This is a genomic window from Buchnera aphidicola str. Sg (Schizaphis graminum) (assembly GCF_000007365.1).
GTDB lineage: Bacteria > Pseudomonadota > Gammaproteobacteria > Enterobacterales > Enterobacteriaceae > Buchnera > Buchnera aphidicola.
Genome location: NC_004061.1, coordinates 238,695 through 264,607 on the forward strand (window position 1 = coordinate 238,695; position 25,913 = coordinate 264,607).

24 protein-coding genes and 1 pseudogene are annotated in these 25,913 nt (G+C 25.4%); 9 read left to right on the forward strand and 16 right to left on the reverse strand.

The features are described 5' to 3' along the window. Positions 1–12: 12 nt before the first annotated feature. From murG to BUSG_RS01160, 14 genes and pseudogenes are all read right to left on the reverse strand, one after another. Positions 13–1,077 carry an undecaprenyldiphospho-muramoylpentapeptide beta-N-acetylglucosaminyltransferase gene (gene murG / locus BUSG_RS01105; RefSeq protein WP_011053740.1) on the reverse strand — a complete coding sequence of 355 codons (1,065 nt, stop codon included), beginning with the start codon at positions 1,075–1,077 and terminating at the stop codon, positions 13–15. Further along, complete coding sequence (ftsW, locus tag BUSG_RS01110; protein ID WP_050702897.1) at positions 1,078–2,229, reverse strand: cell division protein FtsW; 1,152 nt, start codon at positions 2,227–2,229, stop codon at positions 1,078–1,080. Continuing rightward, positions 2,225–3,547 (reverse strand): UDP-N-acetylmuramoyl-L-alanine--D-glutamate ligase, encoded by a 1,323-nt coding sequence (gene murD / locus BUSG_RS01115; RefSeq protein ID WP_011053742.1) that lies wholly within the window; start codon positions 3,545–3,547, stop codon positions 2,225–2,227. Before murD ends, ftsW begins: the two co-directional genes overlap by 5 nt. Next, positions 3,547–4,613, reverse strand: a pseudogene (gene mraY / locus BUSG_RS01120) (phospho-N-acetylmuramoyl-pentapeptide-transferase). Before mraY ends, murD begins: the two are co-directional and overlap by 1 nt. Then, the gene (locus BUSG_RS03275) at positions 4,597–5,178 is read right to left on the reverse strand and encodes a glutamate ligase domain-containing protein (RefSeq protein ID WP_315968472.1); all 582 of its coding nucleotides are present in this window, start codon (positions 5,176–5,178) and stop codon (positions 4,597–4,599) included. The pseudogene mraY and the gene BUSG_RS03275 overlap by 17 nt, the downstream one beginning before the upstream one ends. Continuing rightward, positions 5,154–5,969: a Mur ligase family protein gene (locus BUSG_RS03280; protein WP_244372255.1), complete on the reverse strand. Its 816-nt coding sequence runs from the start codon at positions 5,967–5,969 to the stop codon at positions 5,154–5,156. The genes BUSG_RS03275 and BUSG_RS03280 overlap by 25 nt, the downstream gene beginning before the upstream one ends. After that, positions 5,966–6,262 carry a glutamate ligase domain-containing protein gene (locus tag BUSG_RS03285; RefSeq protein WP_369665111.1) on the reverse strand — a complete coding sequence of 99 codons (297 nt, stop codon included), beginning with the start codon at positions 6,260–6,262 and terminating at the stop codon, positions 5,966–5,968. The genes BUSG_RS03280 and BUSG_RS03285 overlap by 4 nt, the downstream gene beginning before the upstream one ends. Next, positions 6,262–7,461, reverse strand: a complete 1,200-nt coding sequence (locus BUSG_RS01130) for a Mur ligase family protein (RefSeq protein ID WP_244372257.1) — start codon at positions 7,459–7,461, stop codon at positions 6,262–6,264. The genes BUSG_RS03285 and BUSG_RS01130 overlap by 1 nt, the downstream gene beginning before the upstream one ends. 16 nt (positions 7,462–7,477) lie before the next feature. Then, positions 7,478–9,184, reverse strand: coding sequence for a peptidoglycan glycosyltransferase FtsI (gene ftsI / locus BUSG_RS01135; protein WP_011053743.1), 1,707 nt, complete (start codon positions 9,182–9,184; stop codon positions 7,478–7,480). A 71-nt stretch (positions 9,185–9,255) separates the two neighbouring features. Beyond that, a complete protein-coding gene (gene ftsL / locus BUSG_RS01140) occupies positions 9,256–9,501 on the reverse strand; it encodes a cell division protein FtsL (protein ID WP_011053744.1) in 246 nt (81 codons plus the stop codon). A 2-nt stretch (positions 9,502–9,503) separates the two neighbouring features. After that, positions 9,504–10,442 (reverse strand): 16S rRNA (cytosine(1402)-N(4))-methyltransferase RsmH, encoded by a 939-nt coding sequence (gene rsmH / locus BUSG_RS01145; protein WP_011053745.1) that lies wholly within the window; start codon positions 10,440–10,442, stop codon positions 9,504–9,506. Between the two features lie 172 nt (positions 10,443–10,614). Further along, complete coding sequence (gene ilvN / locus BUSG_RS01150) at positions 10,615–11,091, reverse strand: acetolactate synthase small subunit (protein ID WP_011053746.1); 477 nt, start codon at positions 11,089–11,091, stop codon at positions 10,615–10,617. Positions 11,092–11,095: 4 nt separating this feature from the next. Next, positions 11,096–12,811 (reverse strand): acetolactate synthase 3 large subunit, encoded by a 1,716-nt coding sequence (locus BUSG_RS01155; protein ID WP_011053747.1) that lies wholly within the window; start codon positions 12,809–12,811, stop codon positions 11,096–11,098. 212 nt (positions 12,812–13,023) lie between these two features. Then, the gene (locus BUSG_RS01160) at positions 13,024–13,941 is read right to left on the reverse strand and encodes an FAD:protein FMN transferase (RefSeq protein ID WP_148140853.1); all 918 of its coding nucleotides are present in this window, start codon (positions 13,939–13,941) and stop codon (positions 13,024–13,026) included. Between the two features lie 305 nt (positions 13,942–14,246). Between BUSG_RS01160 and degP the strand changes: the two genes are divergently transcribed. Continuing rightward, entirely contained in the window at positions 14,247–15,683 is a 1,437-nt protein-coding gene (gene degP, locus BUSG_RS01165) for a serine endoprotease DegP (protein WP_011053748.1), read from the forward strand. 48 nt (positions 15,684–15,731) lie between these two features. Here the strand turns inward: degP and dapD are convergent, their stop codons facing one another. Further along, positions 15,732–16,553 (reverse strand): 2,3,4,5-tetrahydropyridine-2,6-dicarboxylate N-succinyltransferase, encoded by an 822-nt coding sequence (dapD, locus tag BUSG_RS01170; RefSeq protein WP_011053749.1) that lies wholly within the window; start codon positions 16,551–16,553, stop codon positions 15,732–15,734. Between the two features lie 49 nt (positions 16,554–16,602). Further along, entirely contained in the window at positions 16,603–17,388 is a 786-nt protein-coding gene (gene map / locus BUSG_RS01175; protein WP_011053750.1) for a type I methionyl aminopeptidase, read from the reverse strand. A gap of 287 nt (positions 17,389–17,675) precedes the next feature. Between map and rpsB the strand changes: the two genes are divergently transcribed. The 8 genes from rpsB (at position 17,676) to fabZ (ending at position 25,909) form a co-directional block, all read left to right on the forward strand. Further along, positions 17,676–18,410 carry a 30S ribosomal protein S2 gene (gene rpsB / locus BUSG_RS01180; RefSeq protein WP_011053751.1) on the forward strand — a complete coding sequence of 245 codons (735 nt, stop codon included), beginning with the start codon at positions 17,676–17,678 and terminating at the stop codon, positions 18,408–18,410. 41 nt (positions 18,411–18,451) lie between these two features. Then, positions 18,452–19,255, forward strand: coding sequence for a translation elongation factor Ts (gene tsf, locus BUSG_RS01185; protein ID WP_011053752.1), 804 nt, complete (start codon positions 18,452–18,454; stop codon positions 19,253–19,255). A 97-nt stretch (positions 19,256–19,352) separates the two neighbouring features. Beyond that, positions 19,353–20,075 carry a UMP kinase gene (gene pyrH / locus BUSG_RS01190; RefSeq protein WP_011053753.1) on the forward strand — a complete coding sequence of 241 codons (723 nt, stop codon included), beginning with the start codon at positions 19,353–19,355 and terminating at the stop codon, positions 20,073–20,075. A 49-nt stretch (positions 20,076–20,124) separates the two neighbouring features. After that, the gene (frr, locus tag BUSG_RS01195; protein ID WP_011053754.1) at positions 20,125–20,682 is read left to right on the forward strand and encodes a ribosome recycling factor; all 558 of its coding nucleotides are present in this window, start codon (positions 20,125–20,127) and stop codon (positions 20,680–20,682) included. Between the two features lie 104 nt (positions 20,683–20,786). After that, entirely contained in the window at positions 20,787–21,983 is a 1,197-nt protein-coding gene (gene ispC, locus BUSG_RS01200) for a 1-deoxy-D-xylulose-5-phosphate reductoisomerase (RefSeq protein WP_011053755.1), read from the forward strand. A 50-nt stretch (positions 21,984–22,033) separates the two neighbouring features. Beyond that, a complete protein-coding gene (gene uppS / locus BUSG_RS01205) occupies positions 22,034–22,783 on the forward strand; it encodes a polyprenyl diphosphate synthase (protein ID WP_011053756.1) in 750 nt (249 codons plus the stop codon). A gap of 192 nt (positions 22,784–22,975) precedes the next feature. Then, a complete protein-coding gene (bamA, locus tag BUSG_RS01210; RefSeq protein WP_011053757.1) occupies positions 22,976–25,375 on the forward strand; it encodes an outer membrane protein assembly factor BamA in 2,400 nt (799 codons plus the stop codon). Positions 25,376–25,450: 75 nt separating this feature from the next. Next, entirely contained in the window at positions 25,451–25,909 is a 459-nt protein-coding gene (gene fabZ / locus BUSG_RS01215) for a 3-hydroxyacyl-ACP dehydratase FabZ (protein ID WP_011053758.1), read from the forward strand. The last annotated feature ends 4 nt before the right edge of the window (positions 25,910–25,913 follow it).

Sequence of the window (25,913 nt, forward strand, 5' to 3'; positions counted from 1 at the left end):
GTTAGCAATTGTTTATATTTTATTGCTAACATCGTGAATAATTTTGGAAATTTTTGATGTAGAATTTCTAATTCCAAGAGAATAAGCTTTTTTAGCCATTATAAACAGTTTTTCTCTGTTTAGAGAATTTAATATTTTTATAATTAATTCTGCAGTAAACATTGATTGTTCAATAATTTTCGCAGCACCGTTATTTTCTAGATCTTCTGCATTTAAATATTGTTGCTTATCTTTATGAGGATAAGGTATGAATATTGCACCTAATCCTACTACAGTAATTTCACTTACTGTTAAAGCACCGGATCGAGATATAATTATATCTGCCCATTCATATGCTTCTGCTATATTTTTTATAAAAGAGCTGACTATATGTTTATACGTACTATATTTTTTGTATTTTTTTCTAGTTTTTTGTAAATCATTATTACCTGATTGATGCCAAATAATAGCTTTTTCTTGTAAAAAAAATGATATTTTTGGAAGGATTTTATTGAAAATAGAAGCACCTTGACTTCCTCCAATAATTAAAATTCTTAATGGACCTTTTCTGTTTTTGAAACGTTTAATTGGAGGTGGTATATCTATAATATTTTTACGAATAGGATTTCCGACTATTTCTGCATTTAATAAAGTTCCAGAAAAAGCCTGCATATTTTTTGTAGAAATTTTAGAAAGTAATTTGTTTGTTATCCCTGCAATTTTGTTTTGTTCATGTAAAATAAAAGGAATTTTACAGCTCCATGCTGCTAATCCGCCAGGACCTGATACGTATCCTCCCATTCCTAAAATAATATCCGGTATCCAATTTTTTATTATCTTCCTCACTTGAAGATAAGAATTTAATACATTGATTGGAGTCATAATCAAATTTTTTAAGCTACTATTACGTAGTCCTTGAATTTTTATAAAATGAATTTTAATATTACATTTTGGAATAATTTCAGATTCTATTTTATTCTTTGTACCTATCCAATTAATATCCCATCCCTTTTTAATTAAGTGTTTCGCAATAGTAAGACCTGGAAAAACATGTCCTCCGCTACCGCCTGCTAAAATTATTATTCTTTTAGAATTCATTTAAATGCCTTTAGGAAAAGCTTGATGTTCGCTTAATCGTATTTCAAAATCAATTCTTAATAATATACAAATAGCCATTAAATTAACAATTAAACTTGAACCGCCATAGCTGATTAATGGTAACGTTAAACCTTTAGTAGGTAGTATACCAGTTACAGCTCCAATATTTATAAGTGTTTGAAAACTAAACCATAAACCAATTGAACAAGCTAAAAATCCTGAAAAAACTTGTTTTTTTTCAAAAGATTGTTGTCCAATATACATAGCTCGAAAAGAAATAAAAAAAATCATTAGTAATATTAAAAAACAGCCTATATAGCCTAATTCTTCACCTATTATAGAAAATATAAAGTCACTATGAGCTTCTGGTAAATAATTTAATTTTTGTATTGAATTACCTAGACCTTGTCCGAAAAAATGACCACGTCCTAAAGCTATTAAAGATTGTGTTAGTTGATACCCATTACCAAATGGATCTTTCCAAGGATTCCAAAACGATAAGATTCTTTTAATACGATATGGTTCAAATAAAACTAAAGCAGTAATAATTAAAGTCACAAAAAAAATAATTATAAAAAATTGTTTTATTTTTACTCCAGAAAGAAATAAAACTGATAAAGTAGTTAGAAATAAAACAATAACTGTTCCTAAATCCGGTTCTGCTAATAGAAGAACTGATTGTATTATTATAATTGTTATAGGTTTTAAAAAACCCCAAAAATTATTACGTACTTCATTTGTTTTTCTCGATAAATAATTAGATATATAGAAAAATGAAGATATTTTACATATTTCAGCAGGTTGTATATGTAATATACCTATATTTATCCATCGATATGATCCATGTACTGATTTTCCTATTAATAATACAATTGTAAGCAAAAAAATTGAAATAATTAATATTAAATTACTATTTTTTTCCCAAAATGACATAGGTATACGTAAAAGAATAAAAGATAATAAAAATATTAAAAAAAAATAAAATATTTCCCTTTTCACAAAAAAAAAGGGATCGTGATATAAAATTTGACCTATAGGGATCGATGAAGAAGTTACCATCACTAATCCTGTTATACATAAACCTAAAGTTAACCATACTAATACACGATCGTATAATACAATATAGTTTTTTTTTTTAAAAAAAACATTAATTTATTTCCTTGGATAATTTTATGAAAAGATTCCCTCTTTCTTCAAAATTAGAAAATTGATCTTTACTGCTGCATCCTGGTGATAAAAGAACAACATCACCTGGTTGAATTTTTTTTGATATTAAAATTATGGCTTGTTTTAAAGTTTTAGTATAGATAGATTTTTTTTTGCATAGTTTTGATAGATTAAGACCATCCTTTCCAAAACAATATATTTTTATTTTTATTTTTTCGAAATATTTTTTTAAAATATTGAAATTAGAAGATTTTCCATCTCCTCCTAGCAATAACCATATTGTTCCCTTTATCTTTAAATTTTTAAGAGCAGCTTTTGTACTGTCAACATTTGTGGATTTAGAATCATTAATCCAGGATATATTATTATTAATGTGTACTGTTTGAAATCTATGTGGTAATCCTAAAAATTTTTTAAGTACATTTATTGAAACTTTTTGATCAAATTTCATTTGGTCTGAAATTGCTAATGATGTAAGTATATTTTCATAGTTATGATGTCCATTTAATAAAATGTTACTAGTATCAACTATTTTTTTGTTTTTATGGAATAAAATTGCTTTTTCTTTTTCATAATTAATATAATAATCATTATTATTACACGTTCCAAAACTAATATATTTTTTTGATTTTGTGTTAAATGGTTTTTTTTCTCCTTTTTTTAATTTAATTAAACAAATTTTAGCTTTATTATAAATAGACAATTTAGTTTTTTTATATTGTTCAAAACCTTCTGGATATCTATCAAGATGATCTTCAGTAATATTGAGAACTACAGCTATTTTTGACTTCAAATTAAATGTAGTTTCTAATTGAAAACTAGATAATTCAAGTACATATAAACTAGCTTTTTTATTGAGCATTTCTAATACTGGGAATCCAATATTTCCTCCTAATAAAACTTTATATCCTGATTTTTCTGCAATTTTTTTTACCATAGTTGCCACAGTACTTTTGCCATTAGTACCAGTAATAGAAATGATTGGACATTTTGTTTCTCTAGAAAATAATTCAATATCGCTAATGATATCGATGCCTAATGAACGGGCTTTCATTAAAATAGGTTTAAAAGAAGAAATACCTGGACTGATAATAATTAAATCAGATTCTAAAATCCAATTTTCTTTTAAATTTCCTAACTTGTATTCAATATTTTTGGGAATTTTATTTAAAAAAATAGGTTTATTAGATTCATCTATTACTCGAGGTTGTATTCCTTTTTTTAGAAAAAAGTTAATACATGATATTCCAGTCAATCCCAATCCTAAAATTAGTATTTTTTTTCCAAAATAATTATACGACATTAATTTACCTTTAAAGATAGTATTCCTATGAATAAAAGCAGCATAGAAATAATCCAAAATCTTACGACAATGACAGATTCTGATAATCCTTGTATTTCATAATGATGATGAATAGGTGCCATTTTAAAAATTCTTTTTTTTCTAAATTTGAAGTATATAATTTGTAATATTACTGATATAGTTTCAAAGACGAAAACACCACCTAAAATTAATAATAAAAATTCTTGATGTAATAATATAGATATTGTTCCTAAAGCACCACCTAATGATAATGATCCAACATCACCCATAAATATTTTAGCTGGATAAGAGTTAAACCATAAAAATCCTAATCCTGATCCAATTATTGTCATACATAAAATACTTAATTCATTTGATTTTGATAAATAAGGAATATTCATATATTTTGAAAAAATAACATTTGAACTACAAAAAGAAAGCAATCCTAAACCTAATGATAATAAAATTATTGGCATAATTGCTAATCCATCTAATCCGTCTGTTAGATTTACTGCATTACTAGTTCCAACAATAACAAAATAACATAAAAACATATATAGATAATTGATTTTAAAAACTACTTTAGTGTAAAATGGAATTACTAATTCAATATTAGTAGTATTACTTAAATTCAAATGAATGGCATAGATAATAATAACAGCAATTATTGACAATAAAAAAAATTTCCACAAGATCTTTAATCCCTTAGGATGATTATATCGTATTTTTTTATAGTCATCTAAAAACCCAATCAAGCCATATCCTACTAAAACACCTATAACATACCAAATATCCAGATTAGATAAATTACAATAAAGAAAAATAGAAATAAAGATTGAAAAGAGTATAAATACCCCTCCCATAGTAGGTGTTTTTTTTTTAAATGATGTGTTACTGGTCCGTCTTGACGTATTACTTGATATTTTTGTAATTTTTTAAAATAAGAAATAATGTATGGAGCAAAATATAAATTAATAAAAAAAGATGTCAGTAAACTAAAAATTATTCGAAATGAAACGTAAGACAATATTTTTATATGTAAATATTGATTAAGATAAATCAGCATTTTTAAACTCCTTAATTAGGTATTCTACTATTTGTTCCATTTTTGTATTACGAGATCCTTTAATTAAAACTGTAGTTTGATCTTCTTTTAAAATTGTTTCTTTCAAACTTTGTTTTAATTTTTCTTTTTCTAAAAAATGTATGCTATTTTTACATATTTTACTAATTTCATAACTATTTTTACCTATAGTTAAGATACTATCTATTTTAGATAAATTAGCAATATTGCCTATCATTTTATGATATAGAATACTTTTTTCTCCTAACTCAGCCATATCACTGACTACTAGTATTTTGTAACCTGGCATTTTTTCTAATACCTTAATTGCACTTATCATTGATGCGACATTAGAATTATATGTATCATTAATTAAAATTTTATTTATGCTTAATTTAATTGATTCTAATCTACCAGGTAATGTAGGTGTTGATAATAGACCATCTTTAATTTGTTTTAAAGGTATATGAAGAGAAAATGCGAGAGCGCTAGCTGCCAAAGCATTAGAGACGCTTTGATATCCTAGAAAAGGCAATTTAATATCTATTTTACCAGATGGTGTGTACATGGTAAAACATGTTTTATTTGTATGTATTGTAATGTTAGTAGAAAAAAAATTACTTTCTTTTTTTTTTCGATAGAAAAATAAAAAACATTTTTATTTTTTATCTTTTTTTTCCATTGAGAAAGATGATTGCTGTCTAAGTTGATAATGACTGTACCTTGCGATCTTAGACCAGATAATATTTCTGATTTTGCTTTGGATACTCCTAATAATGATTTAAAACCTTGTAAATGTGCATGATAAATATTGTTTATTAAAACTGTATTTGGTTGTGCAATATTAGAAGTATAAGAAATTTCACCAGGATTATTAGCACCTAACTCAATTACTCCATATTTGTGTTTTTTTGTCAACCTTATCAAGGTTATAGGTACTCCTATATGATTATTTAAATTATCAATTGTAGATATTATTTTTTTATTTTTTTCTAGTATTGATTTAGTCATTTCTTTTACTGACGTTTTTCCACAAGATCCAGTAATCGCAAGTATTTTAGGATTGATTTTTTGACGAATCCAAGATGCAATTTTCCCTAAAGCAATAGATGTATCTTCTACTATTATGTAAGAAACATTATAATTTATTTTTTTTTGACTTATAATTGCAGCGCAACCTTTGTTAACTGCTTCTTTTATAAATATATATGCGTCAAATTGCTTACCCTTTAAAGCAATAAAAAGACAACCTAATGTAACTTGTTTTGTATCTATTACAATGTCATTTATTACTAAATCCCTTCCGTATAGTTGACCATTAGTAATAATGGCAATTTTCTTTAAAGATAAAGGAATCATATTTTTTTTTCCAATAATTTTATTACTACTTTTTGATCTGAATAATTAATTATTTTATTCTTAATTATTTGTTGATTTTCATGTCCTTTTCCAGATATAAAAATTATATCATCAATATTCGCTTTGAAAAAAGTAGAAGATATTGCTTTTTCTCTATTAGGAATAATTATTATTTTTTCTTTTTTTATGCACCCTTGTACAATTTCTTTGATAATTTTATTTTGATTTTCATTTCTAGGATTGTCATTTGTAATTATTACTCGATCAGCTATTTTTTCCGAAATAGATCCCATTAAAGGACGTTTTGTTTGATCTCTTTCTCCGCCACATCCAAATATACACCATATTTTTTTTTTACATAATAAGATTTAATTGCGTTTAATGCTTTTTTTAATGCATCAGGGGTATGAGCATAATCTATAATAACTTTTGGTTTTCCAAAAACGTCAAATTTTTGCATTCTACCTAGGATTGGTTGAAGTTGAATAGATGTATTAATAAGATCTGATAACTTATAGTTCATTTCTAGCATAGATGCAAATGATAATAATAGATTTTGTATATTAAAATAACCGATTAAACAAGTTGATAAGATTCCTTGACCCCAACTAGATTCGAATTCTACATCAGTAGAATTAACGTTATATTTTATACCAGTAGCATTTATCCATTTTGTAGAATATTTTTTTTGTTTTTCATTTTGTATAGTCACTGCAATTGTATATTTATCAGAGAGTTTTCTTAACCATTTTTTTGCATATTTATCATTAGCGTTTAATATTATTTTTTTTATTTTATGTTGACTAAAAAAAGACCATTTTGCTGATTCATATTGTTTCATATTTTTATGATAATCTAAATGATCTTGAGTTAAATTTGTAAATATTCCAATATAGAATGGAATGTTTTTTACACGATTTTGTACCAAACCGTGTGATGAAACTTCCATAGTAACTAAATTAATTTTTTTTTTTGCAGCGATGTGTAAAAATGATTGAATATCAATAGCTGAAGAAGTAGTATTTTTTGTAGTTTTTAATGCATTATAAAAACCATTTCCTAAAGTACCCATTGTAGCAATTTTTTTACCTAATAACTCACTCCATTGATTAATTAATTGTGTCACAGTAGTTTTTCCATTAGTTCCAGTTACACCAATAATTTTTAATGTTTTAGCTGGTTCTTTATAGACTCTTGCTGCTAAATTTGAAATTTTTTCAGATAATTTAAAAAAAGATAATATAGGAATATTATTAATATAATTGATTTCCCCATGTTTTTTTTTCTCTTTAGTTTCAGATAGTATTGCTACTACCCTTTTTTTAACTGCTTCAAAAATAAAATCATTTCCATCTTTTTTTGTGCCTTTTATAGCTATAAAAACGTCTTTAGAAGTTAGCTTTCGACTATCTAAGGATAGATTTGAAAATTTTTTTTGAGGAGTGTTTTTAATCCATGGAAATAGAATATATTTTAAGTTATTTTTTTTCATTGATTTTTTTAGAATATTACGATAATTTGTTTTTTAAATTATCTGGTTTAATTTTCATTTCTTTCAGTACTAATTTCATTATTTTACTAAAAACTGGCGCAGATACTGCACCTCCATAATATTTTTCTCCTTTAGGATTATCAATTATAATTGTTAAAGAAAATTTTGGATTGCTAGCTGGTGCTATTCCTGCAGTATAGGCTATATATTTTTTGATATAGTATCCGTGAATACCTACTTTTTTCGCAGTTCCTGTTTTAATTGCAACACGATATCCTTTAATAGCTGCTTGAGAACCACCTTCTCCAGGGTGAGCAACAGTTTCCATCATATGGATAACATTTTTTACATACCTTTTAGGAAAAATTCTTTTTTCATATAACGGATGATCAATTTTAATAATTGAAAGAGGACGATAAATTCCATAGCTTCCAATAATTGTATATAGACGAGCTAATTGCAGAGGAGTTATCATAAGTCCGTATCCAAAAGAAAAAGTCGCTTTTTCTAGATCTGATAATTTTTTTTTCTTAGGAAGAAAACCTTTTTGTTCTCCGATTAATCCTAAATTAGTTGGCTGTCCTAATCCAAATTTAATATAGCTATTAATCAGTTCTGAGGTATTCATAGATAATGCAATTTTTGATACCCCAACATTACTAGATTTTTTTAATATTCCTGTTATATTTAATTTTTCATGGTATGCAACATCTGTTATTTTATGTTTTTTTATAAAATAAGGTTTTGTGTTAATTATTGAGTTTTTTTTAATTATTCCTCTTTTTAATGCTTCCATAATAACTATTGGTTTAACTGTCGATCCTGGTTCAAAAATATCTGTAATAGCTTTATTACGAAGATTTTTGTTAATCATGTATTGCATATTATTTGGATTATATGAAGGGCTATTAGCCATAGCTAATATTTCTCCAGTTTCAATATTAATTAAAATTGCAATTCCAAAATCTGCTTGATTTTCGTTAACAGCATTATTCAATTTTTGATATACGATTGTTTGTAATTTTTTGTCAATACTGAGTATTAAATTATTAGAATTGGATTTATTAATTAAAGATTCGTTTTCGATTATTTGTCCTTGATTATCTTTTCTTATTTTTCTTTTACCTGGTGTGCCTGTTAAATATGAATTAAAACTTTTTTCTATACCTTCAATTCCCTCTCCATCTATATTATTTATCCCAATTAATTGAGCTGCGATAGCACCAGTAGGATAGTATCGTTTTGATTCTTCTATCAAAAAAACTCCTGGTAATTTTAATGCTTTAATATAATCTCCGATTTCTGGATTAATTTGACGAGCTAAATAAATAAACTTAATATTTTTATCTGAATTAATAAAAAATATTAATTTATTTAATGGAATAGATAGTATCTCTGATAATGCTTTCCAACGTATGTTATTTTTTATATCGTTTTTATTGGTAATCATTGTGGGATCTATAAATACTGCATTGACTGGAACAGCTACAGCTAATGGGTATCCTAATCGATCATTAATTATGCCTCTTCTATTTATTACTGATTGTATTCTTAGTGTTCTACGATCTCCTTCGTATGCTAATTTTTTAGAATTTATTATTTGAAGAAATATTATGCGTAATGTTAAAATTACTAAAAATAAAAAAACAATACTGCATAATGTGACAAAACGCCAATTTATATAAATTATTTTTTTTATTTTTTTTTCTTTAAATAAGTTCATTTTTTTCGTTTATATTTTTATCTATCTATATATTTTAGACATATTTTTTATTTGATTTAAAATATAGATTTTTAATGAATAGAAGGCATAGAAATAGCATTTTTTTCAATGATTAAATTTCTCCATTCATCATCTTTTTTTTTTGTTTTTAAATTTAAATTTTCTTCTTCAGCAATTAGTAGTCGAGTATTGTAGACTACAATAACAACAGAATTAGCAGATAAAATTATTGCTAATAGTAAAATTAAATGAATTTTTCCATATATAAAAAAATCTTTTTTAATTATTTTTGGTAAATCATAACGTTTTATTTTCATATTTATTCTTTTAATTCAGCTGTGCGAAGCACAGAGCTGCGAGCTCGAGGATTTTTTTCAATTTCTTTTTGAGTCGGAAAAATTCGATTAATAATTTTTAATTTACATATTCTTAATGTTTCTAATTTATTTTCTGTAATTGGTAAACCATATGGAACAGTAGCTTTTTTACTATATTTCATCATAAAATTTTTTACTATTCTATCTTCTAAAGAATGAAAACTAATAATAGAAAGACGACCTCCTGGCTTTAATATTTTTAAGCTATTTTCTAATCCTTTTTTAATTTCTTCTAGTTCTTGATTAATATAAATTCTAATAGCTTGAAAAGTTCTTTTCGCAGGATGTTTAAATTTGTTTTTTATAGGTGTTGCTTTTTTTATAATATCTACCAGTTCAAAAGTATTGTTTATTTTCTTTTTTTTGCAATAGTCTTTTATTGCATAAGCAATTCTTTTTGAAAATCGCTCTTCCCCAAAATTTTTTAAAACAAAATAAATTTTATTTATATCACTTTTGAAAAGCCACTCTGAAGCAGAAATACCAGCATGTGGATTCATTCTCATATCTAAAGGACCATTTTTTTTAAATGAAAAGCCTCTTTTTTCATTTTCTATTTGCAGTGATGATGTTCCAAGATCAAATAATATTCCGTTAACTTTGCCAATAATGTTATTATATTTTGCATAATTTAAAATTTTTGAAAAATTTGAATGAATAATATGAAAACGTTTGTCTTTAATTTGATTGCCTATAAATACAGAATTTGGATCTCTATCAATAGCATAGAGTCTTCCTTCTCTTCCTATTGTTTTTAAAATTGAAAGGGCATGACCACCCATTCCAAATGTACCATCAATATAAATGCCATTTTTTTTTATTTTTAATGATTCGATTAGTTCTTTTTTCATTACAGAAATATGTTTGATTGTTTGATTCATATTGGAATATACATGATATAAATAAAGAAAGTACATAGTCATTTTCAAATGAAAATGACTATGTTTAATGTATTTTTTATAAATTATTTTTAAATATTGTTATATAAATAAAAAATCTTTTTTTTAAAAGAATTTTTTTCAATAGAAGTTATTTTCTATGTTTACAAAAAAGTTAACCTCGAGCAATTCCCACTATCCCAGAACGAGTCATTTCAATGATTTCTGTTGTATTTCTAATTATTTTAAGAAAAGAATCTAATTTTTTTGCAGTACCAGTAATCTGTAATACATATGTTGTAGATGTTATATCTACAATTTGTCCTCGAAATACTTCGGTAATATGTTTAACATCATCTTTTTTACAGTTGTTTGTTTGTACCTTTAATAACATTATTTCACGTTCTATATGAGAATTTTGTCCGACTTTTATTACTCTTAATACATCAATTAATTTGTGTAGTTGTTTTTCAATTTGCTCAATAGATTTTTCATTTCCGATTGTTTGTATAGTCATTTTTGATAGAGAAGGATCTTCTGTTGGTGCGACTGTAATTGTTTCTATATTGTAACCTCGCTGTGAAAACAATCCTATGACTCGTGATAATGCACCTGATTCATTCTCTAAGAGAACAGATAAAATTCTTCGCATATTTTTAGGAAACCTCTTTTTTCCTTAACCACATTTCATTCATGCCACCACCTTGAATTTGCATAGGATAAACATGCTCAGAATCATCTATTTGAATATCTAAAAAAACTAAATTACCTTCAGATAGTTTTTTTAATGCTAATATTAATTTTTCTTCTAATTCTTCATTTGTTTTTACCTTTAAACCAATATGTCCGTATGATTCAACTAATTTTACGAAGTCTGGAAGTGAATCCATATATGAATGTGAATGTCTTCCAGAATAGATCATGTCTTGCCATTGTTTAACCATACCTAAAGAAGAATTATTAAGATTTAATATTAAAACTGCAAGATTATACTGTCGTGCTGTAGATAATTCTTGAATATTCATTTGAATACTGCCATCTCCAGTAACACAAATTACAGTAGCTTTCGGTAATGCTAATTTGACCCCTAAAGCAGCAGGCAATCCAAATCCCATAGTACCTAATCCACCTGAATTAATCCAACGTCTAGGTTTATTAAATTGATAATATAACGCAGTAAACATTTGATGTTGACCAACATCTGAAGTAATATAAGACGTTCCCTTTGTTAACTTAAAAAGAGTTTGAATAATTTTTTGTGGTTTTATTTTATTACTTTTTTTATTGTATTCTAAGCTTTTAATTTTTTTCCATTTTCCTATGGAAGACCACCATTCTTTTAAAGAATGAATTTGTTTTTCTTTTTTTATTAATTCAATCATTTCTTTTAAAACTTGTTTAGCATCTCCAACAATAGGAATATCTGCTGAAACAGTTTTAGAAATTGAAGTAGGATCAATGTCAACATGTAAAATAGTAGCATTTGGACAATATTTCTTTAAATTATTTGTTGTTCGATCATCAAATCGTACACCAATTGCAAAAATTACATCAGAATAATGCATAGCCATATTAGCTTCATAAGTTCCATGCATACCTAACATAGAAATACTTTGAATGTGATTTCCAGGAAATGCTCCTAATCCCATTAAAGATGTTGTTACAGGACAATTGATCTTTTCTGCAAATATACGTAATTCTTCACTGCTGTTAGAACTGATTATTCCTCCACCTGCGTAGATAATAGGTTTTTTTGCTTTTAATAGAATACGTAATGCTTTTTTGATTTGTCCCTGATGACCTTTAGTTGTTGGGTTATAGGAACGTATATGTATATTTTTTGGCCATATAAAATTGTATTTATTTGTTTTTTTTAAAATATCTTTTGGTAAATCAATAACTACTGGACCAGGTCGTCCGGTAGATGCTAACCAAAAAGCTTTCTTAAAAATTATAGGTATATCTTCAGTTCTTTTTACTAAAAAACTATGTTTAACTATAGGACGAGAAATACCAATCATGTCACATTCTTGAAATGCATCGTATCCGATTAATGATGAGGCAACTTGACCGGAAATGACGACCATTGGGATAGAATCCATATAAGCTGTAGCAATACCGGTAATAGCGTTGGTAGCACCTGGTCCTGATGTGACTAATACAACACCTATTTTCCCAGTAGATCTCGCATATCCATCAGCCATGTGAGTTGCTGCTTGTTCATGTCTTACTAAAATATGTTCAACTCCGCCAACAGTTTTTAGAGCATCATAAATATCTAGGACAGCACCACCAGGATAACCAAATATATGCTGTATTCCCTGATTAATTAATGATCTGATGACCATTTCGGCTCCTGATAATATTTCCAATTTTTTCCTCCAGGATGCTAATTTATTAGGTTTTATTTCCTAGTTTTCTATTTGTAGTTTATCCTGATAGTTTATCTAGATAAAAAAAAAATAATTTAAAATATTAAAAAATTTTTATTTTTTACTTCATTTTTTAAAATTTGTAGAAAACTTAATTTTTAGATTAATTAATTGAATTATTTTATTATTACAAATATATTTAATATTATCAATCAAGTATTGATTAAAAATTTTTTAAAACAGGGTGATATCCATGTTGAAAATGTATTATTTTTTTTAGTTATAAGACAAACTGCAAGATTTTCTCTTAATGCTAATATTTTAGCTTTTTTAAAACCTAAAATAAGTAATGCGCTATCCCAACCATCAGCTTCTAAAGCAGTTGATGAAATTACACTTACTGATATTAAGTTGTGCGTTACAGGCATTCCTGTTTTAGGATCGATTAAATGTGAAATTTTTTTGCCTTTTAAATAATAATAATTGCGATATGTACCAGCTGTACTAATAGATTTGTTTTTTAAGTGAATTAATAAATGAATTGATTGTATTTTATCAGTAGGTTTTTGAATTGCAATAATTTTAGAATTTTCTTTATTTTTTATTTTAACTAATACTGTACCTCCTATTGAAATAGTATAATTTTCTATTCCTTCTTTTTTGAGAACTGAGGAAAGATGATCTGCTGCAAATCCTTCTCCTAATGTAGAAAGATTAATTTTCATGCCATCTATATTTTTTTTGATGTAATGTTTATTAGCATTGCTAATTAAACTTAAGTGTTTCATTCCGGTAAGAGCCATAACTTGTTTTATTTTATTAATAGAAGGATAGTTATGTGGTTTTTTTTGATTACCAAATCCCCATATATTAATTAGATTGCCAATTGTAATATCTAGTTTTCCATAAGTTTTTTTATTTATTTTTAATGCTATTGAAATAATTTTAAAGAATTTTTTATCAATAGCTAATAGTTGGTTTTTTTTTAGTTTATTAAATTTAGATACTAAAGAATTTTTTTTCCAAGAAGATAATAATTTTTCATCTTCATCTAATTTTCTTTGTATTAAATTTTTTATATGTAATTGATTTGGTACATATGGAATTTTAACTTGCCAATATGTACCCATAGTTTTTCCTTTCAATTTTATAGATTTTTTTTCTTCATTTTTATGTAAAATTGTAAAAAAAATTATAAACAAAAAAAAACATTAAATATAAAATTTAAAATCATTGATATGAAATTATCCGTTTTAAAATAAAAATTTATTATAAATTATTTTTGTATTTTTATTTCGATAAATTTATTTTTTATTTAACCATCGATGGAGTTAATCAAATATCGAGTGTATACTAAAATTTATTGTGATTTAATAATAATATTTTTTATTAGTTTTATTTATAAGATCAGATTGTAATTTACGAGAAAGAAAAGATGAAAAGAATAAATATAGTATTAAGCGGGATAATGCTTTTTTTAACGCTATTACTAAGTTTTGGAATGTCTTGGGGGAATAAAAATTTTACTTCTTCTCAAAATGTTTCTTCTGTACAACTAGCTCCTAGTTTAGCTCCTATGTTAGAAAAAGTTATGCCTTCAGTAATCAGTATCAATATAGAAGGAAGCACTGTAGTTCATACTTCTCGTTTACCTCATCAATTTCAACCCTTTTTTGGTCATAATTCTCCTTTTTGTCAGGGTAATTCACCATTTCGAAATTCTCCTTTTTGTCGTTCTAATCCAAATTCTAATAGTATGCATGAAAAATTTCATGCTCTGGGTTCCGGTGTAATTATTAATGCTGATAAGGCATATGCTGTAACAAATAATCATGTTGTAGAAAATGCAAATAAAATTCAAGTACAATTAAGTGACGGACGTCGTTATGAAGCCTCTATAATTGGTAAAGACTCTCGTTCCGATATTGCTTTAATACAGCTAAAAAATGCGAAAAATTTAAGTGCAATAAAAATTGCTGATTCTGATACTCTTCGAGTAGGTGATTATACTGTAGCTATTGGTAATCCATACGGTCTTGGTGAAACGGTAACTTCTGGTATTATTTCGGCGTTGGGACGAAGTGGATTAAACATTGAGCATTACGAAAATTTTATTCAAACTGATGCAGCTATTAACAGAGGTAATTCTGGTGGTGCATTAGTTAATTTAAAAGGTGAATTAATAGGTATCAATACTGCAATATTAGCACCAGACGGAGGTAATATTGGAATTGGATTTGCTATTCCTGGAAATATGGTTAAAAATCTTACAGAACAAATGGTTAAATTTGGACAAGTAAAACGTGGAGAATTAGGCATAATAGGCATGGAACTAAATTCAGATTTAGCTCATGTAATGAAAATAAATGCTCAAAAAGGTGCATTTGTAAGTCAAGTTTTACCTAATTCTTCTGCTTTTCATGCAGGTATTAAAGCAGGTGATATTATTGTTTCTTTAAATAAAAAAACAATTTCTAGTTTTGCAGCATTACGTGCTGAAGTGGGATCTTTGCCAGTATCTACTAAAATGGAATTAGGAATATTCCGAAATGGAATAACTAAAAACGTGATTGTTGAATTAAAACCATCTTTGAAAAATAGTGTTAGTCTAGGAGATATTTATACAGGAATTGAAGGTGCTGATTTAAGTGATTGTTCATTAAATGGACAAAAAGGTGTAAAAATAGAAAATATAAAATTGAATACTCAAGCTTCAAAAATTGGTTTTAAGAAAGATGATATTATTGTAGAAGTCAATCAAAAAGTAATAAATAATTTAAATGATTTAAAAAATATTTTAGATTCAAAACCAAATATATTAGTTTTTAGTGTGAAGAGAGGGAATAATAGTATTTACTTAGTTAGTGAATAACTACTTTATTGTTCCGCCCGATATAATCACCGGGCGGTTTTCATTTTTCTATTTATCACGCAAAAGTTGATTTATTTCTACTTTATTAAGTGTTTTAGAGTCTACTCGTTTAACAATAACGGCAGCATACAGATTATATTTTCTATCTTTTGATGGTAAACTTCCAGAAACAACTACAGAGTTAGCTGGTACCCTTCCATATAGAATTTCTCCTGTTTCTCTATTATAAATTTTAGTACTTTGCCCTATAAAGACTCCCATAGAGATCACTGATCCTTCTTCTATGATTACTCCCTCTACTATTTCGGAGCGTGCTCCAATAAAACAGTTATCCTCAATAATTGTAGGATTATTTTGTAGAGGTTCTAAAACACCTCCTATGCCTACACCTCCAGATAAATGCACATTTTTCCCAATTTGAGCACAAGAACCTACCGTGGTCCAAGTATCTATCATAGTTCCTTGATCTACATATGCACCAATATTGACATATGATGGCATGATAATAGTATTAGAATTAATAAATGAACCATACCTAATTGTAGCTGGTGGAACTACACGAATTCTTTCTTCTTTAAATTTTTTTTCATTGTAATTTTCATATTTAAGAGGAATTTTGTCGTAATAGTTACTGAAACTTCCTTGAAATACGTTATTTTGATTTAAATACATATACAATAAAATGCTTTTTTTTATCCATTGATTTGTAATCCATATATTGTCTTTTTTTTCTGCAACTCTAATTTTCCCGCTATTTAATAATTCAATAACATGATGAATTGTTTGTTTTGTTTCAATATCAATATTTTTAGTATTGACTTCATTTTTTTTTAAATAAGCGTTTTCGATAATGTCATAATATTTTTTCATTTTTTAAATTGACCTAATTTAATATTTTATTAAATTTTTAATAGATTAATCATTTATTAATAAACTTAGATGGAATTTTTTCATTTTTTTGCCATGTTAAAATATCACATCCGTTTTCTGTTATTAATACAGTATGTTCATATTGTGCAGATAGAGAATGATCTTTTGTTTTAACAGTCCACCCATCTTTCATACATTTAACCTCATGACTTCCTGCATTAATCATGGGTTCAATGGTAAAAATCATTCCTTTTTCTAAAATAACATGACTTTTATTTTTATAATGTAATACATATGGTTCTTCGTGAAATGCACGTCCAATGCCATGACCACAGTATTCTTTTACAACTGAAAAGTTGTTATTTTCGACGTAATTTTGAATAACTTCACCTATTTTATATAACGGTATTCCTGGTTTTAATATGTTTAAAGATTTGTATAGACTTTCTTGAGCTATTTTACATAAACGCTGAGATAAAATATTTGTTTGTCCTACAAGAAACATTTTTGATGTATCTGCATGATAGTTTTTTTTAATAATTGTAACATCGATATTAACTATATCGCCTGATTTTAAAATTTGATTCTTATTTGGGATTCCATGACATACTACATCATTAACAGAAATACAAATAGACTTTGGAAAACCATGATATCCTAAACATGCTGAAACGGCTTTTTTTTTAATAATGAAATTATGACAAATATTATTAATTTCCTCGGTACTTATATTGGGTTTTATATAGTTTTCGATCATTTCTAATACTTCTGCAGCTATTTTTCCAGATACTTTCATTTTTTTAATTTCTGATTCTGTTTTTATTATGCAATTCATAATATTTAGCCGATTTTTATATTTAATAAAATTTTTAATATTTAAATTATACGTTTTAAATTTTACTTGAAAATAATTTTTTATTTTATTGTCAAATAAATAATATTTTGAAATAAAAAGTAAAAGACATTAATAATAATTATTATTCTTAATATTGAATATGATATATTTATATTAAACTTATTTAATATAAAATATTTTCTTCATTTATTTGAATTATCTAGTTTTATTTAAAATAATTTTTTTTATAAAATTCTTATTAATTTTTTTTATTTTGAGGAATAATCATGGAAATAGTATCAATGCGCGATATGTTAAAAGCCGGTGTTCACTTTGGTCATCAAACACGCTATTGGAATCCGAAGATGAAACCTTTTATTTTTGGTTCTCGAAATAAAGTGCATATCATTAATTTGGAAAAAACCCTTCCAATGTTTAATTTTGCTTTATCTGAATTGAAAAAAATTTCTTTAAAAAAAGGAAAAATACTATTTGTAGGTACTAAAAGAGCAGCCAGTAAAAAAATAAAAGAAACGGCTTTAAATTGCAATCAATTTTACGTTAATCATCGTTGGTTAGGAGGTATGCTAACTAACTGGAAAACTGTTCGCCAATCTATAAAACGTTTAAAAGATTTAGAGACAGAATCACAAGATGGCACTTTTTCAAAAATTACTAAGAAAGAAGCATTAATAAGAACACGAGAATTATCTAAATTAGAAAATAGTTTAGGTGGTATTAAGAATATGGGGGGGTTACCTGATTGTTTATTTGTCATTGATGCTGCTCATGAAAATATTGCGATTAAAGAAGCAAACAATTTAGGAATTCCTGTATTTGCCATAGTTGATACTAATTCTAATCCTGATGGTGTAGATTATGTTATTCCTGGTAATGATGATGCTATTAGATCAGTGACTTTATATTTACAGGCTGTATCACTTAGTATTTGTAAAAACCAAAATGGTAATTCGTTTAGCGAAATGTTGTTAGATTCAGATAAAAAAATGAACATAGAATAATCATTTCATATTTTTAATTCAAAAGAGAAGAGAAAATTATTATGAGTCATATTACTGCTTTACTAATTAAAGAGTTGAGATTACGTACCGGAGCAGGGTTTATGGAATGTAAACGTGCTCTAATAGAAGAGAAGGGAGATATTGAGTTGTCAATTGATAATTTAAGAAAATCAGGACAAGCACGAGCTGAGAAAAAAATACATAATATTACAAATCAAGGACTGATATTTGCAAAAATTAAAAATAAAATTGGTGCTATGGTTGAATTGAATTGCCAAACTGATTTTGTTGCGAAAGATACTTTATTTTATTCATTAGGTAAAGAAATTATTTTAACAGCATTGTCAAAAAAAATAAAAAATATTGATGATATTAGAAATGTTTTTGAAATAAAGAAAACAGAATTAATTGTAAAAACAGGTGAAAATATAAAAATTAATCGATTTAGTTTCATCGAAGGTGATAATATAATATCTTATATACATAGTGGTCGAATTGGTGTATTAGTAAGTGCTAGTAATTTAAATCAAGAAACACTAAAAAATATTGCTATGCATATTGCGGCAAGTAAACCTGAATATTTATCTCCAAATGACATATCTGATTCTGTTTTTAAACGTGAATATGAAATTCAATTAGAATTAGCAAAAAAACAGAATAAATCTTCTGAAATACTAAAAAAGATAGTTCAAGGTCGAATGAATAAATTTGTTAATGACATTTCATTAGTTGGTCAAAAGTTCATTATGGATAATACAAAAACAGTAGGTGCATTACTAAATGAATATAATGCGCGTATTATATCTTTTATTAGATTTGAAATCGGTGACAAAATATTTAATTGATTTTAAAAGACTATTTTAAAAAACAAAATATATATTGATCAATTTACAAAAAGTAAAAAATATTTTTAATAAAAAATTTATTTAGGTTAAAAACAATATGTCTACCAATACAAAATTTATATACCACCGCATCTTACTTAAAATAAGCGGTGAAGTCTTGCAAGGAGTCAATAAATTTGGTATTGATATAAATTCTTTAAAAAGAATAGTAAAAGAAATTAAATTAGTATTGCAATTTGGTATTCAAGTAGGTTTAGTTATTGGTAGTGGTAATTTATTTCGTGGTGCTACTTTATCTCAGTTAGGAGTAAATAGAATAGTATCAGATCATATAGGTATATTATCAACAATAATCAATAGCTTAGCTATGAAAGATATTATGAATTCTTATTCTATTCCTAGCTACGTTATGTCGTCTATACCAGTTGATGGTATATGCGAAACATATAATTACGAAAGAGCGATAGATTTGTTATCTAATAATTTTGTCGTGATTTTTGCTGCCGGTACAGGTAATCCTTTATTTACAACTGACTCTGCAGCGTGTCTACGTGGCATTGAAATTAAATCAGATATAATTTTAAAGGGTACAAAAGTTGATGGAGTTTATTCAAAAGATCCAAAAAAATATTCTCAAGCAGTTTTTTATAAAAGATTAACATATAAAGATGTTATTCAAAAAGAATTAAAAGTGATGGATTTATCGGCTTTTTCTTTAGCTAGAGATCATAATTTACCCATTCGAGTATTTAATATCAATAAACCTAAATCTTTATACCGTATTGTTAAAGGTTATGATGAAGGTACTCTGATTAAATAAATTATTAACAAATATTGTAAATTAAAGAATATATTGTATAGGTACTCATGTGATTAATGATATTTATATTAAAAGTAATGAAAAAATGAAAGTATGTATTAATAACTTTCAAATTCAAGTTAATAATGTTCGTACTGGACGTGCTTCTCCAGAATTATTAAACAGTATCTATGTTGAATATTTTGGTTCTAAAGTTCCTCTACGTCAAATATCTAATGTCGTAGTTGAAAACTATCACACTCTTAAAATTAATATTTTTGATGATTCCAGTACATCTTTAATTAAAAAAGCAATTTTAAATTCAAATCTTGACTTAAATCCTATTTTATATGGTAAAGATATTATTGTACCAATACCTGGATTAACAGAAGAAAGAAGAACACATTTAATAAAAGTAATTCGTAATAATGCAGAAAATGCACGAATTTATATAAGAAACATTCGCAGAGATGCAAATGATAAGATAAAAAATTATTTAAAAAGTAAGATTATTAGCGAAGATAACGAGCATGCTGCACAAAATAAAATTCAAACAATGACAGACGATTATATTAAGAAAATAGATAAAATATTATCGGAAAAAGAAAAAGATCTTATGAAATTTTGAAGTTACATAGAATATTTTGTAAATCATTTTCTATATTTTATCGTATTATTTTTGTACAGTCATTTTAGCAATTCAATATTATTTATTAATATTAAAAATTTTTTATGAAAAAAATAACTGTTTTAGGATCTACTGGTTCTATCGGCATTAGTACTCTGTCTATTGTTAAAAATAATCCTTCTTTATTTAAAGTTATTGTTTTAGTAGCTAATAAAAATTCTTCTATGATGTTAGAACAATGTGAATATTTTTCTCCTGATTGGGCTATCATGAAGAATAAAAAATCAGCTCATATTTTAAAAAAAAGATTAAAAGATAAAAAAATAAAAACACAAGTTTTATCTGGTAATAAAGCTATTTGTCAACTAGCTGCTTTAAAAGAATCCGATTTAGTTATATCTGCCATTGTAGGAATGGCAGGTTTATTACCTACTTTATCTGCAATAAATGCTGGGAAAACAATTTTATTAGCTAATAAAGAATCTCTAATTGTCTGTGGTATTATTTTTATGAAAGCTTTATCTTCTAATAAAGCTAAAATTTTTCCTATTGATAGTGAACATAACGCTATTTTTCAAGTTTTGCCTAAGTTTGTTCAAAAAAATTTAGGTAAAGTTAATTTAAAAAAAAATGGTGTTAAATCTATTATTTTAACTGCTTCTGGAGGTCCATTTTATAATTTTAAAAGAGAAAACTTATCTTTTGTTACTCCTTTAGAAGCATGTTCTCACCCAAATTGGTCAATGGGAAGAAAAATATCAATAGATTCAGCAACTATGATAAATAAAGGTTTTGAATATGCTGAAGCAAGATTGCTATTTAATGCCTCATCTTCAGAAATTGATATTTTAATTCATCCTCAATCAATTATTCATTCTATGGTTGAGTATATTGATGGAACAATATTAGCACAACTTTCAGTTCCTGATATGAAGGTTGCAATTTCTTATGCAATGTCTTGGCCTAATCGTATATCTTCTGGAGCGAAATTTTTAAATTTTAATAAATTAAGCAATTTGAGTTTTTTTAAACCAGATTTTATTCAGTTTCCATGCTTAAAATTAGCTATTGATGCTTTTTCTCAAGGTCAAGCGGCAATGACAGTTTTAAATGCTGTTAATGAAGTTACTGTTTCAGCTTTTTTAGATTCAAAAATTAGTTTTAATAAAATTTCGGAAATCAATACTGATATTTTAATGTCTTCTTCTTTTTCAGAACCTGTTTCCGTTGAAGAGGTTTTAGAAATTGACAAAAAAACAAGAATAAAATCTCAAAAAAAAATATCGTCTCTAATATTTTAATATTATTTTATATAATTTAAAAAATTTTTTAAGAGAAATTTAGAGAAATTATGTTATATAAATCCTCGTTAAAAAATAAAAAAAGAATTCAAAAAGAAAATCTTCGTCATATAGCAATTATTATGGATGGAAATGGAAGATGGGCTGAAAAAAGAGGAAAAATACGTACCTTAGGTCATAAAGAAGGTTTTAAAACAGCTAGAAAAATAATAAAGTATGCCGTTGAAAATAACATAAAAATATTAACATTATATGTTTTTAGTCGAGAAAATTGGAGACGTCCCAAGTTAGAAATTACAGCGTTGATGAAATTATTTTTTTTTGCATTAAAAAGTGAAATAAAAAATTTAAATAAATATAATATTCGTTTAAAAATAATTGGAGATACAAGTCCTTTTAATGAAAATTTAAAAAATTATATTCACAAAGTAGAAAAACAAACTTTTAATAATACTGGTTTAATTTTAAATATTGCTGCAAATTATAGTGGTAGATGGGATATTATACGAGGTATAAAGAAAATCATCAAAGATGTTCAAAAAGATGTGTTAGATATTGATCAAATTCAAGAACGAAATTTCTCTCAATATTTATCTACAAGTGAATTACTACCAGTAGATTTAGTGATTAGAACAGGAGGAGAAAAAAGAATTAGTAATTTTTTGTTATGGCAAATAGCATATTCTGAATTATATTTTACTGATATTTTATGGCCTGATTTTAACTGGCGCGATTTTCAGCATGCAATTGATTATTTTTTTACTCGTGAACGTCGTTTTGGAGGAATTTCAATTAGTTAAAAAACATTTTTTTAAACAGTATGGATCATATATAAAAAACGTTTTATTAAAAAAAATCAAATTTTTTATTAAAGTAATTTTTACTCAAATCTTCTTTTTTATTTTGTAATGTCTTTTATTATAATAAAATTTTAAATAAAAATGATTTTTTTTTAAAATAAAAGATATACTGTAGGAAAAATTCTAATAATAATGTTAATTAAAACTATTTTCATAATTTTTTTAATGTTTTTTAGTGTTAACGTTTTTTCAAAAAATGTATGGATTATAGAAAATATTCAATTTAAGGGATTAAAATATTTTTCAAAAGATGAGGTGTTAAAAAATATTTTTTTTAATATTGGAAGTAATATATCTGAGAATGATATTAAACATAGTATAAAATCTTTGTTCCAAACTGGAAAGTTTGAAACTATTAAAATAGTTCATTCAGGTAAAACTATTATTTTTGAAATAAAAGAGAGACCTATTATTTCAAATATTACTTTTTCAGGAAATAAAATAATTAAGGATTCTATACTTAAAAAGTATCTTACCGAATTAGGTATTAAAGAAGGGAATTTTTTTAATCCCTTTTTAAATACTGTTTTTGTAAAAAATTTAAAAGAATTTTATAGTAATGTTGGAAGATATAATTCTGATATTAAAATTTTTAAAAAAATTTCTTCAAATAACAAAATAGATTTACAAATATTTATTCATGAAAGTAACTTAGTAGAAATAAATCATATTAAAATTATTGGAAATAATCATTTTCCTCGAGATAAAATACTTTCGTTGTTTAAATTAAAAGATTGCAAGTCTTGGTGGAATTTTTTAGAGAAACGGTTTTATTATTCTCAGCAATTAGAAGAAGATTTAAAAAATTTAAGTAATTTTTATTTAAATCAAGGATATTATTATTTTAATATACATAGAAAAAAAGTACGCTTTTTAAAAGATAAAAATAAAGTGAATATTACAGTTTATATTTCTGAAGGCAAGAAATATAAAATATCCAATTTTTTTCTTAATGGGAATTTATTACAGTATTATCAATCAATTAAAAATTTTATTAATATTCATAACAATGAATTTTATAACAAAGAAAAAATTACTTTAATAGTTAAAAAAATTCAAAGATTCTTGTCTGAAAAAGGATATATTGATCCTAAAATTATTATTTATCCACAAATTAATTTTAAAGAAAAAAAAATAATTTTAAATTTTAACATAGATATTCAAAAACGTTATTTTGTAAATAAAATAAATTTTAGAGGCAACGAACTAACTCAAGATATAGTTTTAAGACGCGAAATGAAACAAATAGAAGGTGAATGGTTTAATTTAAAATTAATAGAGTTAGGTATAAAATCTTTAGAAAAACTAAAATTTTTAAGTGATATTACTGTACAAAAAGAGATATTATTTAATAAAGAAAATGGAGTTGATATTACCTATACACTAAAAGAACAGCCTACTGGTACCTTAAATTTTGGTTTAGGATACGGAAGAGATAGTGGCTTAAGTTTTAATGCATCTATTTCTCAAGATAATTTATTTGGTTCTGGAAATTCACTTAAAGCTAGTATCATCAAAAATGATAATCAAAAATATGCTGATATATCAATTATGCATCCGTATTTTATTGACGATGGTACAAATTTAGACACTAGAATTTTTTATAATGATTTTAAATATAATATAAATAGTTTTTATAATATTGTAAAAACCACTTCTGGATTCGAAAGTGACTTGAGTTTTTTAATCAATGCATTTAATAGAGTTAATATTGGTTTTGGATATACTCATAACGGTTTACTAAATAAAGAAGAAAAATTTTTTTCGAAAAATGGAAATAAATCTAGTGATAAATTTTTAAAAACTAGTTTAGTTGACGATTTCACTTTAAATTATTCTTTGACGCACGATACTTTAAAATATTTTTATTTTCCTATTTCGGGAAATCAAACTTATATCAGTGGGAAAAATACGATTCCTGGTTCAGATAATAAATTTTATAAATTTTTATTTGATAGTGAACAATATATTCCATTAGAAGAAGAAAAAAAATTTATATTTTTAACTCATATTCGTGCTGGTATTGGAAATAGTTTGAATAAAGAAAAATTACCTTTTTATGAAAATTTTCATGCCATTGATTCAAATAATATTCGTGGATTTAGGGCAAATACTATTGGTCCTAAAAAAATTTATATTAATTCTAATTTAGAAGAGTGTTTAGGATATAATAAAAAAAGTATTTTTTGTGAATCTGTAGATTCTATTGGCGGAAATGCTATGATTATTTCTAATTTAGAATTAATTACACCAATTCCATTAATTAAAACTGAATACAGTAAATTTCTTCGGTCTTCATTTTTTTTAGACGCTGGAAATATTTGGGATACTAGATGGGATAAGGAACAAAATATTCATTTTTCACAATTTCCAGATTATACTATTTTGAATAACATTCAAGCATCAATTGGTATATCTTTACAATGGTTTTCTCCTATTGGTCCATTAGTTTTTTCTTATGCATACCCTATTTATAAAAATAAAAATAATCAATTAGAAGCATTTCAATTTAACTTTGGAAAAAATTGGTAATTAGAATAAAGTTTAATGTTTAGTATTAATTTTATAAAAAATAAAAATATTGTTTTTTTTAAATAGGAAAAAATTTTGAATTCTGATGAATATATTTTTAATATTAAAGATATTTTAAATATTTTACCGCATCGCTATCCTTTTTTACTTATTGATCGGATTTTAGATTTTAAAGCATTTCAATATTTAAAAGCACTTAAAAACTGTACTGTAAATGAACCTTTTTTTCAAGGTCATTTTATAAAAGAACCTGTTTTTCCTGGTGTTTTAATGATTGAAGCTATGAGTCAAGCGGCTGCTGTTTTGATTTTTAAAAGCATAGGTAAATTGAATATTAATCAGTTGTACTACTTCGTAGGTATTGAGAATACGCGATTTAAAAAAATTGTAGTGCCTGGTGATCAAATATTTATTGAAGTAATATACCTAAAGTCTAAAAAAAACTTTATAAAATTTAAAATTTTTGCCATAGTGAATAAAAAGAATGTTTGTAAATCTACAATAATTTTTTATAAAAAAAATATCTTTAATTGAAAAG